The organism is Mesorhizobium sp. M1066 (assembly GCF_040318635.1).
GTDB lineage: Bacteria > Pseudomonadota > Alphaproteobacteria > Rhizobiales > Rhizobiaceae > Mesorhizobium.
On sequence record NZ_JAMYMR010000001.1, the window covers coordinates 539,396 to 552,477 of the forward strand.

Annotated in this window: 12 protein-coding genes; 8 read left to right on the forward strand and 4 right to left on the reverse strand. The window is 62.1% G+C overall.

From position 1 onward, the window contains the following. Positions 1–28: 28 nt before the first annotated feature. A complete protein-coding gene (ggt, locus tag NKH52_RS02435) occupies positions 29–1,768 on the forward strand; it encodes a gamma-glutamyltransferase (RefSeq protein WP_127296650.1) in 1,740 nt (579 codons plus the stop codon). Between the two features lie 86 nt (positions 1,769–1,854). Here the strand turns inward: ggt and NKH52_RS02440 are convergent, their stop codons facing one another. Beyond that, positions 1,855–2,202 (reverse strand): hypothetical protein, encoded by a 348-nt coding sequence (locus NKH52_RS02440; protein WP_032808338.1) that lies wholly within the window; start codon positions 2,200–2,202, stop codon positions 1,855–1,857. A 28-nt stretch (positions 2,203–2,230) separates the two neighbouring features. After that, entirely contained in the window at positions 2,231–2,521 is a 291-nt protein-coding gene (locus NKH52_RS02445) for a hypothetical protein (protein ID WP_352731191.1), read from the reverse strand. 189 nt (positions 2,522–2,710) lie between these two features. Between NKH52_RS02445 and NKH52_RS02450 the strand changes: the two genes are divergently transcribed. Genes NKH52_RS02450 through NKH52_RS02460 form a run of 3 tightly spaced genes read left to right on the forward strand, consistent with a single transcriptional unit; the run spans position 2,711 to position 6,521 of the window. Then, positions 2,711–3,586 (forward strand): ABC transporter substrate-binding protein, encoded by an 876-nt coding sequence (locus NKH52_RS02450; RefSeq protein WP_352731188.1) that lies wholly within the window; start codon positions 2,711–2,713, stop codon positions 3,584–3,586. After that, positions 3,579–5,630: a Fe(3+)-hydroxamate ABC transporter permease FhuB gene (fhuB, locus tag NKH52_RS02455; RefSeq protein ID WP_352731185.1), complete on the forward strand. Its 2,052-nt coding sequence runs from the start codon at positions 3,579–3,581 to the stop codon at positions 5,628–5,630. The genes NKH52_RS02450 and fhuB overlap by 8 nt, the downstream gene beginning before the upstream one ends. A 24-nt stretch (positions 5,631–5,654) precedes the next feature. Beyond that, complete coding sequence (locus NKH52_RS02460; RefSeq protein ID WP_352966518.1) at positions 5,655–6,521, forward strand: alpha/beta hydrolase; 867 nt, start codon at positions 5,655–5,657, stop codon at positions 6,519–6,521. A gap of 54 nt (positions 6,522–6,575) precedes the next feature. On the opposite strand, the gene NKH52_RS02465 is transcribed toward NKH52_RS02460, so the two are convergent. Next, a complete protein-coding gene (locus tag NKH52_RS02465; protein ID WP_352731182.1) occupies positions 6,576–7,187 on the reverse strand; it encodes a hypothetical protein in 612 nt (203 codons plus the stop codon). A gap of 106 nt (positions 7,188–7,293) precedes the next feature. Beyond that, entirely contained in the window at positions 7,294–7,734 is a 441-nt protein-coding gene (locus NKH52_RS02470; protein WP_013533589.1) for a hypothetical protein, read from the reverse strand. Between the two features lie 415 nt (positions 7,735–8,149). Between NKH52_RS02470 and NKH52_RS02475 the strand changes: the two genes are divergently transcribed. From NKH52_RS02475 to NKH52_RS02490, 4 genes are all read left to right on the forward strand, one after another. Beyond that, a complete protein-coding gene (locus NKH52_RS02475; protein WP_352657551.1) occupies positions 8,150–8,539 on the forward strand; it encodes an FCD domain-containing protein in 390 nt (129 codons plus the stop codon). Positions 8,540–8,686: 147 nt separating this feature from the next. Next, positions 8,687–9,193, forward strand: a complete 507-nt coding sequence (locus tag NKH52_RS02480) for a hypothetical protein (RefSeq protein ID WP_352657553.1) — start codon at positions 8,687–8,689, stop codon at positions 9,191–9,193. 17 nt (positions 9,194–9,210) lie between these two features. After that, a complete protein-coding gene (locus NKH52_RS02485; RefSeq protein WP_352657556.1) occupies positions 9,211–9,714 on the forward strand; it encodes a hypothetical protein in 504 nt (167 codons plus the stop codon). Between the two features lie 748 nt (positions 9,715–10,462). Next, positions 10,463–12,997: a P-loop NTPase fold protein gene (locus NKH52_RS02490; RefSeq protein ID WP_352612163.1), complete on the forward strand. Its 2,535-nt coding sequence runs from the start codon at positions 10,463–10,465 to the stop codon at positions 12,995–12,997. Positions 12,998–13,082: the final 85 nt, after the last annotated feature.

Here is a 13,082-nt window from a genome sequence, read left to right on the forward strand (position 1 = left end):
CTAGGCGTCCCCCGCCCGGAGAACCGCCATGCCTCTCAACCGTCGGATACTGATCGCCGCCAGTTTTTCCATCACCTTCGCGCTCGCCCCGTTGACGAGCGTCTTCGCCGCCTCACCGGCGCCTGCCAAGGGCGAGCACGGCATGGTGGTGACGGCCCAGCATCTGGCGTCCGAAGTCGGCATCGAGGTCTTGAAGAAGGGCGGCAATGCTGTCGATGCGGCGGTTGCCGTCGGCTATGCGCTCGCGGTCGTCTACCCCAATGCCGGTAACATCGGCGGCGGCGGTTTCATGACCATCCGCTTCAAGGACGGCAAATCGACTTTCCTCGACTTTCGCGAGCGGGCGCCGCTGGCGGCGACAAAAACCATGTATCTCGACAAGGACGGCAACCCGGTGAAGGGGGCTAGTCTCGACGGCTATCTTGCGGTCGGCGTGCCGGGTTCGGTGGCCGGTCTGGAACTGGCCCGTGAAAAATACGGCAAATTGTCCCGCCAGGATCTGATGGCGCCGGCAATCGGCTATGCCAAGGACGGCTTCATCCTCAACCAGGGCGACGCTGCCTCGTTTGCCGGCAGTGCCGACAGGCTGGCGAAGGACCCCGCGGCCGCCGCCATATTCCTGAAACCCGACGGCAAGCCCTATGGCATCGGCGAGCGGCTGGTCCAGCCCGACCTCGCGGCGTCGCTCGCCGCCATTTCCGAAAGGGGTGCGGATGCCTTTTACAAAGGCGCCATCGCCGATGCCATCGTCAAGGCGAGCGGCGCCAAGGGCGGCATTCTCGCCAAACCGGATTTCGAGCAATATGCGGTGCGTGAACTCAAGCCCGTGACCTGCACCTATCGCGGCTACGAGATCACCTCCTCGCCGCCGCCCAGCTCCGGCGGCGTCATCATCTGCGAAATCCTCAATGTGCTCGAAGACTATCCGCTCTCCTATCTCGGCGTCGGTTCCGCCGAGACCGTCCATGTCATGGTCGAGGCGATGCGCTACGCCTATGTCGACCGCAATTCCGCGCTCGGCGATCCCGATTTCATCGACAATCCGGTCTCCAAATTGCTTGATAAGGCCTATGCCAAGGATATCCGCGACAAGATCGACCCGTTTCGGGCCGGCGTGTCGCAGGACCTGATGCCGAAGGGCTTTGGCGAGAGCAAAGAGACGACGCATTATTCGATCATCGACGATGACGGCAACGCGGTCGCAGTCACCTACACGCTGAACGGGTCCTTCGGCGCCGGCGTCGTTGCCGACGGCACCGGCATCCTGCTCAACAACGAGATGGACGATTTCACCCAGAAGCCCGGCGTACCCAACCTCTATGGCCTGGTCCAGGGCGAGGCCAACGCCATCCAGCCGAAGAAGACGCCGCTGTCGTCGATGAGCCCGACCGTGGTGGCCAAGGACGGCAAGCCGTTCATGGTCATCGGCAGCCCGGGTGGTTCGCGCATCATCACCATCACGCTGGAAGCGATCGTCAATGTCATCGACCACGGCATGAACATCCAGGAGGCGATCGACGCGCCGCGCATCCACCATCAATGGCTGCCCGACACGGTTTATGTCGAGCCGTTCGGCCTGTCGCCGGACACAGAAAAGCTGCTGGCCGGCATGGGATATCACCTCGATCTCGCTGACCAGACCTGGGGGCAGGCGGCCGGCATCCTGGTCGGCGGCAAGAGCCTGGCGGAAATCGAGAAAGGCGGCGGCGCGCGCTACAACGGCGCCATCGACAGCCGCGCGGCCTCTGGCGAGGCGCTCGGATACTGATAGCTCGGAGGAAAAGCTTGGTGCAGCGTGGCGATTCGGGTTGATCGCCCGCTGCTCAAGTGGATCGGCTCACACCGATTTGACCGTCACAAGACCAGCGTGAGGGTGGACGCAACCAGCATCAAGGCGGCAATGCCGACGAACAGCGCATAGATACGCGGCCGGTCGAGCAGCAGCGCGTTTCCGGATATCCAGGCGGACGTGGCGCCGCCAAGCGCGAAGAGGAAGCCGTTGCGGTGCCCGAAGACCATCGATGCGGCCATCAGCCCGCCAATGATCAGCGCACCGAACACGATGATCACGGCAACGGCATATCTCTCGAAATCATTGCCGCTACCCATGCTCGGGCCGATTGCGTTCAACGTCGGCAGGTCGTCCGGATCGAAGGGGTTCGTCGACCCGTATTCGTCTTGACCGGCAGGCTCTCGCATCATTCGTTCTCCGTATAGCGGCAACAAATCATCAAGCCTTGCCGAGTGCAACCCGATCGCGCTGCCTTGATGCGTTCGACCGGTCCTTGACGTCTTCAGGCGGCGGCTTGCTGCCGGTTTTTTTTGTTCGTTCCTTGGCCGTCTTTGGTCTCTCAGGCAATCCAGGAAACGGCTGCCCAAAGGCGACCGTGGCTTCGTCTATCATGGAATGCCTTCGTGGAGGAAAAATGATGCGAGGCGCGGATTGGGTTTCGCGGGCGGTGATTTTTTGGTCGGCCACATCGCACAGCGCTGTTGTACGGGCGAATCGCCTTGCGGCCAAGCGGCGGCTGCGCCTGGCATGCGGTTGCGTAAAGTTGACTTGTCAGGCCATCAAAATGTTGACTATTGAACTCATGTTTCATAGTCCACCGGGCAGTGGTCACTGGAGACCGTATCCCGAAAAGCAGGGCACGCCGCATTGCAGAGAGACCGAGAGCCCAGAGCCGCGTCCGATCACTTGCGCAGCCGAATGACCCGGCGCCAGGCGCTCGAGCTTTTCACGCTGCCGTTCGCCGGCATGGGATTCTCCACGGCTGAAGCCCGTCCGTTGCGCATAGTCTGCCTGGATGACGGGTTGACCGAGACCTTGCTCATGCTCGGCGTCAGCCCGGTCGCCATTGCCGATCGGGAGGTCTGGGAGAAATGGGTGGTCGAGCCGCGGCTGCCGCCTGACATCGCCGATGTCGGCACGCTGCTCGAGCCCAATCTTGAATTCCTGCAGCAGCTCAGGCCCGACATCATCCTGTCCATGCCGTATCTCGACAGCATCAAGCCGCTGCTCGAACGCGTGGCTCCGGTGACGACGATCGGTCTCTACACCGAAGCCGGGCAGCCCTATCAGCGCGCCGTCGAGGCGACGCGCCAGCTCGCCGGGCTTGTCGGCAAGGAAAGCGAAGGCGAAGCGCTGATCGCGGCGACAGACGCGTATTTTACGGAGATTCGCCGGCAACTGGCGCCGCTGTCGGCACGGCCGATCTATGTCGTCAGCTTCCTGGACCCCCGCAATGTGCGCGTCTACGGCGCAAAGAGCCTGTTTCAGGAGGTGTTCGACCGCATCGGGCTCAGCAACGCGTGGACGGCGGAGACCAATTACTGGGGGTTTTCGACCGTCGGTATCGACGGGCTGGCAACATCCAGCGATGCGCGCCTCGCCTATCTCGAACCCTTGCCTGAGGGCGCCGGCGGCACGCTGACCGAAAGTCCGGTCTGGAACGCCATGCCCTTCGTGCGCAACCGCTCGATCATGCGCCTTCCTGCCGTCCTGATGTTTGGCGCGCTTCCATCCGCGCGCCGTTTTGCTCGGGTCCTGGCGTCGGCGATGACTCCGGAGGCCGCCCATGGCTGAGGATGCCGCGGCCGTCACTCAAGAAGGAAAGCTTGCGCCGTCGGGCCGCGCCTTGCCATGGGGCTCTCTTGGCAATCAGCCGGTAGGCGCGATCCTGCTTTGCGCGGTGCTGCTCGCGGCGGCGCTCGCGGCAACCGTCTCGAACCTCACCGTGCAGCTGCCATCGGCGCTCTGGCTCCAATCGCTCGCCGCCCCCGACATTGATGATATGCGGCAGGTGCTCGTCCACTACGCCTTCCTGCCCAGGCTTGCCGTCAGCCTTTTATGCGGTGCGGCGCTCGGGCTTGCCGGAACCGTCCTGCAGCAGGTTCTGCGCAACCCGCTTGCCTCGCCCGAAACGGTCGGCGTCTCAGCGGGCGCCTATCTGGCGCTGGCACTAGCAACGCTTCTGTCACCGTCGCTGCTTGCCTTTGGCCGCGAATGGGTGGCGCTGGGCGGCGCATTGGTTGCCCTTGCCGCCGTCATCGCTCTGTCCTGGCACAAAGGCCTGTCACCGCTTTCGGTCGTGCTGGCGGGACTTGTGGTCAGCCTTTATGCCGGCGCCATCGGTGCCGCTCTCATTGTGCTACGGCATGAATGGCTGGCCAGCCTGTTCATCTGGGGCGCCGGTTCGCTGGGCCAGCAGGACTGGTCGACGACACTGTGGCTGTTGCCACGCATCGGCGGCGCGGCACTGGCGATCTTCCTCATGGTGCGGCCGCTGGCCCTGCTTGGTCTCGACGATGAAGGCGCGCGCAGCCTTGGCGTGCCGCTCGGCGCCTATCGCTTCGCAGGACTGGCGGCCGCGGTCGCCCTGATCGCGTTTGTCGTTGCCGCCGTCGGCGTCATCGGTTTCGTCGGCCTGGCAGCGGCGACGCTCGCGCGCATCGGCGGTGCCCGGCGGCTGGGCCAACAACTGGTGATGGCGCCGCTGATCGGCGGGGCGCTGTTGTGGACAGCCGACCAGGCCGTACAGATCGCCACTGGACCGCAAGGCGACCTGCTGCCGACCGGAGCGATCACAGCACTTCTCGGCGCGCCTCTGCTTCTCTGGCTGCTGCCGCGCCTTGCGCTTGGCTCGGAAGCCCCGACCTTGATGGCCGCGCGCCTGCCGCGCGCAAGCCGGCCCGGCCTTATGCTGACGGCGATCGGCCTGGCCCTGCTTTTGCTGCTCGGGCTGGCCCTGCTCTATGGACCGGGTCCGCATGGCTGGACCTTCGCCTTCGGCGACGAGCTGCTGCCTTTGCTGTCGTGGCGGTGGCCTCGTGTGCTTGCCGCGCTGAGCGCCGGGGCGATGCTGGCGCTCGCCGGGCTGATGATGCAGCGGCTGACCGGCAATCCGATGGCCAGCCCGGAAGTGCTTGGCATCAGCGCCGGTGCCGCCCTTGGCATGATGGTGGCGCTGTTTGCGCTCGCCGATGCCGGACGTCCGGTTCAGACGGCGGCGGCAACCATCGGCGCCTTCGCCGCTTTGCTGGTGACGCTGGCGATCGGCCGCCGTGCCGCCTATGCGCCGGAGCGGCTGCTGCTCGCCGGCGTTGCTCTGACGGCCTTGTTCGACGCGCTGATCCTGGTGCTCACCGCCACCGGCGATCCGCGTGCCATGCTGCTGCTCAATTGGCTGACCGGTTCGACCTATGGCGTCGATGTCGGTGACGCCTTGCTCACCGGTGGCATCGCCGTCTGCCTCTTTGCGCTCGCGCCTTTCTTCATGCGTTGGCTCGACATCCTGCCGCTTGGCCCCGCCGCTGTGCAGGGCCTTGGCATTGACCTGAAGAGGATGCGGCTTCTCGTGCTGCTGGCGGTTGCGGCACTCACCGCAGCCTCGACCCTGATCGTCGGTCCGCTGACCTTCATCGGCCTGATGGCGCCGCACCTTGCCCGTCGCCTTGGCCTGTCCCGTGCGCTGCCGCAGGCCATTGGCGCGGTGCTCGCCGGCGCGCTGATCATGGTCGCCGCCGACTGGGTGGGCCGCACCGCCATCTTCCCGCGCCAGATCCCGGCCGGTCTCGTCGCCACACTGATCGGCGGCCCGGTGCTGATGTGGCTGCTGCGCCGCCGCTGACCTTTAGCCCTTGTGGAGATATCGATGTCCACGTCGATGCCAGCCTTGATCGCCGACACCACGGTCCACGACTTTATCCCGGCGCAGGGCGGCGCCCCCTGGCGGATATTCCTGCATGTGCCGTCCGGGCCGGTGCCAGAAGCCGGCTGGCCGGTCCTCTACATGACCGACGGCAATGCCGTCATCGGCACGGCGGTCGACGCCATGCGCGCGCAGGCCTTCTATCCAACGGGCACCAATGTCGGCTGGGGCGTCATCGTCGCCATCGGCTATCCCGTCGAGGGCGCCTACGACCCGCTGCGCCGCTCATGGGATCTCGGCCCGCCGCCGGGCAAGACCTACCCGCCCTTCTACGAGGGCACGCCCGAAGTTCGGACGGGTGGGGCAGCGGAATTCCTTGCCTTCATCGAAGACGAGCTGAAGCCATGGGTCGCCAGTCGGGTCACGGTCGACACAAACCGCCAGGCGCTTTACGGCCATTCTTTCGGTGGCCTGTTCGCGCTCTATGCCCTGTTCACGCGGCCGTGTGCCTTCCAGACCTGGATCGCGGCGAGCCCCGCCCTCTATTGGGAAGAGCGTGCCATCGACCGCTTTCTCGAAACCTTCGAGGCCGCCGTTCCCGCTGGTTTGGCGGCGACCATGATCCTGTCGGCCGGCGAGTACGAGACCGAGAAGCTGGCGCCGTTCCAGATTGGCGCCGAGGACGAGGAAAAGCGCCTGCGGCAGAAGAAGGTGACACGCACCGACGAATTCGCGCGGGCAATGGCGCAGCGGCTTGATGCTCTCCCGGGCGTCGGCGCGCGCTTCGAGCTGCACGCCGGCGAGAACCACATGTCGATCCTGCCGGTCACGGTCAATCGCGCGGTTCAGGCAGCGTTTGCGGTGAGGTAGGTGGATACCGCTCTTTGCTGAACGCCGCAGCAAGGCGGTCGGCGCCTCGCGCTGTCATTTCTGTGAAGGGGGGGCGCTCAATCGATGATAGGAGACGCCGCCGAAGTTTGCCGTCACAAAGTCCGTGACGGACATCTTGCGCTTGCCTCCGTCGCTGCAGGCGTAAACCGGCCAACCGGCATCGCTGCATTCGCTGGCAGCGCAGATGCGCGTCAGGCAGTTCCCGATAGTCAGCCGGAAGCCGCCCCTGCCGGCGAAGCCTTGCAACAGGCTGCCGTCTGCCGAACGCCATGTCCGCGCACGGAATTCCGCCCGCAAAAGCAGTGGTTCGAGAGGGACCGCAAGGTTGGTTTCTCCGGCACGCCCTGCGAGCTGCAGACGGAAGCGCGCCATCGCGGTCGTGTATGCGGTCACAAGATCCGCTTGGCGAAAATAGGCGGTCGCCAGGCTTGAGCGGTCAAGCAGATGAGATGTCCACTCGCCCGCCTCTACCGGCCTCACCAACGCAACAAAGGCAAGAAAGACGAAGCAAGCTCGTGACATTTTCCAGCAGCCATATCGATCTCGGCGTGCCGGTTTGCCCCCCGGTTGCCCTCCCACAACATCCCGCCAATCGGCGCCCGGCGCAAGCCGCTCGCCGAGGCAGTTCAAAAGGCCGCCGAGCAAGGGCGCCTGGAGCCCAAGACGGTGACCCGCATCGACGAACCTGTGCGGGCGATGGCGAGGTGGTGGCGACGTTTGCGGCAAGTCATCTTCACCAGCCCAGGGTTCCCTAGCCGATGCGAGCCGGCGGCAGCTCGAACAAAGTGGCGCCATTCTCCCGGCCGCGCTCGACATAGCCGATAACGCCAAACCATCTTGCGACATCCGGCCCCTGCAGCCAGCTGCGCGAGTGGATGGCGAGGTTGCCGGCGAGCGCCTGGATGTGCCTGATATGCCGCTTGCAGAAACGGACGGTCGTGGCACGGAAGAAGTCCTCCCGTGCGGCGAACAGGGTGTCGGCGGCGTCGCTGTTCTCATGCCAGGCGATGATCGCCACGGCCTTGTCGCCCTCGACAAGCGCGTGCGCGCGGCCCTCCTTCAAATTCATCATCAGATTGTCGTAGGCGATCTTGCTGTCCTTGCCGGCCGCCACGTATTCGTCCGACATCCGCTTGGACAGACCGCGAAAGACATCCTCCAGATCCCCAAGCGTTGCTGCGCGTGCTCTCATTTCACCTCCTGCAGCCCCGGCAGGCAGTTTGCCCTAGGGTTGAGGGGTGGCCAAGCAAATTAAATCCGTCGGCGGGCCAATGTGCGCAAAGTGATTTCACTTGGCGATGCTGGCGGCGACGCGATGGGGTGTGTCCAGAACGGATCTTGGGAAAATGGTGCCCAGAGGCGGAATCCAAGTGAAGAAAATCCCGTTTTCCTTTCAGAGACTTATACGAAGGCTAGTCGCATCTGCTACCAACAGAAATACCAACAAAATATTTCTGTGGATTGGTTCGGTTCCTGCTATTTCTCTCAATGCCTCGCACCTGCACCTTGTCTCTTCCGGTTCGGTCTAGTCGGACCTGCGAGTTTCAAGGATTAGGGGCTTCTCGCCGCTGCGCGAGGCGCTAAATCGCCTGCAGGCCGAGCGGCTGGTGACGACGGAATCGCTGCGCGGTTTTCGCGTGGTGCCACTCTCTCTCGACGAGTTGCGCGATGCTATGTCGGTGCGCATGATGGTCGAGACGCAGGCGCTGCGCGCTGCGATCCGCAATGACGACGATGCCTGGGCGACGGGGATCGTCTCGTCGCTCTACGCCCTCAACGTCCAGGCTGGACGCACCGGACCTGAGGCTGACATCTGGACTCTCGAGGCGAGGCATTACGCGTTCCACCGCGCCCTGTTGGCGGCGTGCAAATTACCGTGGACGTTGGAATTCGCTTCGACCGCCTCCACGCGGCGACGGAGCGCTACCGCATCCCGATCCTTTTGGCCGCCTCGCATCCGGCCGGCCGCGACGTGCAAGCCGAACACAGCGCCCTAAGAAGAACTGGCTTAATCTTCTCGACGTGATTTCAAACCCCAGCGCATCCAGCACAAACTGTATCGATCGGAGCAAAGGCGGCGCCGCCTTTATCCAGTGATGGCTTACCGTGGTTGCCGCATCTGCAAACGGATGAAGGGGCGTGTGGTGAGCAATACGGTGTCCTCTCGATCGACTGACAATGCAGACCTCGATAGGCTCGAAGGCGAGGCCCGTTTGGCCGAAGCTAGAGCCAAGTTGCTCACGGCGGAACATGTAACGCAGGATGGCAACAAAAAGACATGGTGGAAGGATGGGCAACTCAACCTGTTAATCATTGGTGGTATCGTGACGATCATGGGCAATCTCGGGGTTGCCGCCTACAACGGTTATGAAACGCGCTCTGAAGATAGATTGAAGGCCGTTAACGATCTCGACTTGCAGCGTGAAACGGCAAAGTCAGACCTGCTGTTAAGTGCCATGCGGATCAACGATTCGAAGGCGGCGCAACAGAACAACCTGTTTTTTATTGATTCTGGACTTATTGCAGACCCGGGCGACAAATTGAAAAAAGCAGTCACGAAGTACTTTCCGGTTTTGCCTGCCCCCAGCGGTGCTGTGCCATCCTTCCTCACCCTTCTGACTACGCGCAAGCCTTCTGGCAGGTTTCCCTAGACGCCAGCCAGATGTCCATGATCGACAACGAAGCCAACAAGATCACGGCCGGGCGCCAGACATTCGAAACCGTAGCCAAAGCAACCCATGCCCCTTGGTACGTCGTGGGCGTTGTATGGATGTTGGAGACCGGAGGCGATTTCAGCACTCACCTTCACAACGGCGATCCGCTCACGGCCCAAACAGTTCATGTCCCCGCCGGACGACCGCTCCAGGGGCAGCCTCCGTTTACGTGGGAGGCAAGCGCGATCGACGCGATCAAGCTTTACAAATTGGACAACGCTGACACGCTCGACCTAGGCGACATGCTAGATCGGCTCGAGGGATACAATGGCTATGGCTACCGTCGCCATCAGGTGTCGTCGCCGTTCCTTTGGGCTTTCACGAGTGGCTACGCTGGTGGATCGTACGTGGCAGACGGCGTCTTTGCGTCAGATGTGAAATGGGCAAGACCGGGAGCCGTTGCCTTGCTGCGCCGTCTCCAGGATCGCAGAGCGATTAACTTGAAGGGGACAAACTAGACTGGCTAGCTTCTTCGCGCCGCTTATCCACACCGACATCAGCTTCGCGAGACAGTGTATTGGGCCTGTTGTCCTATTCGCATAGGGGCTGATTGAAATTGGCGGGTGGGATTACCGGCGTATGCGTGTTGTAGAGCCGGACTGACGAGATGGAAGAAGAAGCAAGGATGACGACCGGCCAGATTTGCATCGATGGAAACCACTCCCGTGGTGCTCATCAATCACCTTGCATGTTGCGCTGACATTGGGCCGCGCGGCCGACCTGTTTCAGGACAACGCCTGACGAGCAGGTATCGGTCTAGCCATCTTTCAGAATTTCGCCCCGATGGGACCTCTATGGTACCGAGGATCATCAGAAACGCAGATGCGGCACCCGATCGAAGTAGCAAGCCGAATATTACCCGAAAAAGCCTAAGCGAACGCGGATACCATGCTTTAAGAAAATTTGACTTGTGCATCGACCCGTAGCTGTCAAATCGAGCAATTGCTGTTATCAGAGTGTAGGCTAGGAAGATCGCGATCGGGGGAGGCGATGCCAACTGTAATTGTACCCGGCGCCAGCACTGAGGTTCGAACTCGGGTAGAGTCCCTCTTGGCCTCCCTCTTTGAGCAGGCATTAGGAATTGAGAGTCTAATCCTCAGCCCGATATGCGCCCACGTCCTGCTCGAATGCGCGAGGTATTTGCCGGAGAAGGTCAGAGAACGCGAAATACTTTCCACGTCGACTGTATTTTTGACAACCCTCCTTATGGCCCGCAGGCTTGCCACTACTGTTTCTGACGATGCCGAACGGTTGAGCGACGAGTTCGATCAATTACGCCGTTGGGGCGAGCTCGTTCGGGGGGGCTTCTCCAGTCGCCTCGACGCCGCGGCCGAGAGTTTCTTTCAAAAAATCCCTGTACCGGACATTGAGTTGTTCAGGGGGATCGCGCCGGCAACTAGCCTCGTGGGCGTCCGCCTTGGTCCCGGGTTGACACATGTCTTCCAGGCCTGCGGCAGCAAGCGAGAAGTAAGGCTAACGGATATCGTCCTGCGAAGTCTCGATGACCCGGAAGCTCGCCTGCCGACGCGTATCGAAGAATGGCAGTTGGGTGCCCTGGTGAGGGGGATGAAGGGAGTCGCGAAGACTAAGGCAGGGCGCATCCCAAGGATGGTCAGGGAGGCAGATGACAAAGAGTTGTCGCTTTTCGTTCAAGATTACGCAGAAGCTCTGGCAACAATCCTGCGCAGCGCTGAGGACGAATTCACTTTTGCCCTCTTTGGGCCATGGGGCAGCGGAAAGACCACGCTCACGCGGCTGCTGAAGCCTTTGCTAGAATCCCCGGAAGACTTCGTCACACAGACTGGAGCACCCCAACAACCGTTTGCTAAGCTGCGCTACGAGGTCGTAGGCCACAATGCCTGGAAGTACCGTCAGGCGCCTGAAGCATGGGTGTACCTCTACAAGAGCCTCGTCGAGCGTGCGGGGGCCAGCCTGCGCAGTTTCGATAGGATGGCTCTGGCGGCCAGAGCGTCCCATTTTCGCTATGGGCCATGGCCGCTCGTCGGCGCGCTGATGTCGCTCGCCCTATTGGCGATCCCTCTCAGCGCAACTTTGCAACTCGCAGCTGTACTGGGAGCCCTGATCGGGACAGGCGCGCTCGCTCACATGGCCGTAATCGCTCCCAAGGTGCAAACCAAGGTCAGAGCCATTTTCGCGAAGAACGCCAGGCTGAGCACTGGGCCGGAGCGGCTCGGTATGCTGGCACTGGTCGGGGAGGACGTGAAAGCGTTGCTGTCGGCTTGGACGAAGAAACCGCCCGACGTTCCGTCGGAGGGTGACGGAAGGAGCGAGTTTCCATCGACCAACGGGCAGAGGCGGTCCGTGCGGACCACGCTGGTGTTCCCCCTACTGATATTGGCAGCCGTGGCAGTTGGCTGGGCCTACGGTCTGTGCACATCGCCCCAGCCCCGAGAGGGTGGCTTTCTCATCCGGAGCCTTGAGGCGATCGCCCAAATCCTCGACGGCGGCGTTGGCGAAGGATTGCATAATGAAACCGTGGGGCCCAAAAGCGCGCACAACCAGAAATCCGAAGAGCGTGCGGCAACCAATCCGGAAAACTGGATACTCTTGGCCTGGATTGGACTTGTCTTGGTCACCATCCTGGGCCCCTGGTGGATTTCCGCGCCCGGACCAGACCGTGTGCTGTTGATCGTCGACGACCTAGACCGATGCAGCCCAGACGACATGCTGACTGTAATTGAGAACATGAAATTGTTGGTCGACGACCCGGTTCTCAGGAACAGATTGCAGGTGCTGATGCTGGTCGACGAACGGGTTCTGGCGTTTGCTATTGCCAAGCACTACACGGACATGATCGACGAACGCGCCGCCGACATTGTCGGAGCTAGTGCCGCTAACGCCAGGCTGATTGCGAAGCAAGAGATCGTTGCCGAGCAGAACGAAAAGCTGTTTGCCTGCCACCTCCGCTTCCCGGCGCTGAGTGATCGCGACGTAGCGGCCTTAGCCGTGAAGCTTTCCTCGCGCGAGCTTGAGGAAAGCGAAGAGCAGGAAAAGCAGGACGCGGAAGGGCGGCGAATTGACGAGCTGCAAAGGGCGGAAAGGGTTCTGCAAAATGCGGTAGCCGCCAAAGCCAGTGCGAAGTCGACCATCGAACTTGTGCGTGAAGGGCAGAAACGACCATTTGTCGATATCGATGCACCATCCTCAAAGCCGGTGCCAAAGCACTTGCGGGATATGGGATTGGCGGATGCCTTCTTTCCCCCATCGGAGCAAGAAAAGACCGTCAGGATGCGACAGAACGCAGCGGCCGAGGAGTTTAACCGCAAGCTCGAAGCCCTGTCGGCTGAAGAGCGACTTGCCCAGAACCCCGACGTGATCAAGCGCTACGATCAGACCGTCGCGATGGAGGAGCAGGCCCGAGCGGACCTGGAACGGGTTCGGAAACGATCGGCTCAGGCCGAAACCATTCAGGCAGACGCGCCGACGTTTCCCTTCAACGAGGGCGATGTCCGCTTCACAAAGGATGAGGTCGGCGAGCTGGGGCAACTTGTGCCAGGCTACTTCCGAGCGATCAACAGGCGCCCGTCACCACGTGCTATCCGCAACCTGCTCTTCAAGATCCAGCTCTTCCGTTTGTTGCTGCAGGTCCGCACGCCGAATCTGCCATTGGAAAGTCTCTCGATTGTTAGCATCTTGGACGCGTTCAAGCAGGCGGCGCAGATCGAGCCGACGGCAACGCAAGACGAAGAGACCGTCTCGATCGCGAGCCAGGTAATCTAATGCGACAATACCGCAGATCCCGTGCTCGCGGCCGTGCCTCCCGCCACTAACGACCCATCAGCCGAACCGGACGGCTTGCGCTTCC

Bases quoted from the DNA above. Each gene is read 5' to 3' on its own strand.
- NKH52_RS02490 (WP_352612163.1), top strand. From the start codon at position 10,463: ATGGCCCGCAGGCTTGCCACTACTGTTTCTGACGATGCCGAACGGTTG.
- NKH52_RS02450 (WP_352731188.1), top strand. From the start codon at position 2,711: ATGACCCGGCGCCAGGCGCTCGAGCTTTTCACGCTGCCGTTCGCCGGC.
- ggt (WP_127296650.1), top strand. From the start codon at position 29: ATGCCTCTCAACCGTCGGATACTGATCGCCGCCAGTTTTTCCATCACC.
- fhuB (WP_352731185.1), top strand. From the start codon at position 3,579: ATGGCTGAGGATGCCGCGGCCGTCACTCAAGAAGGAAAGCTTGCGCCG.
- NKH52_RS02440 (WP_032808338.1), bottom strand. From the start codon at position 2,202: ATGATGCGAGAGCCTGCCGGTCAAGACGAATACGGGTCGACGAACCCC.
- NKH52_RS02460 (WP_352966518.1), top strand. From the start codon at position 5,655: ATGTCCACGTCGATGCCAGCCTTGATCGCCGACACCACGGTCCACGAC.
- NKH52_RS02470 (WP_013533589.1), bottom strand. From the start codon at position 7,734: ATGAGAGCACGCGCAGCAACGCTTGGGGATCTGGAGGATGTCTTTCGC.
- NKH52_RS02485 (WP_352657556.1), top strand. From the start codon at position 9,211: ATGATCGACAACGAAGCCAACAAGATCACGGCCGGGCGCCAGACATTC.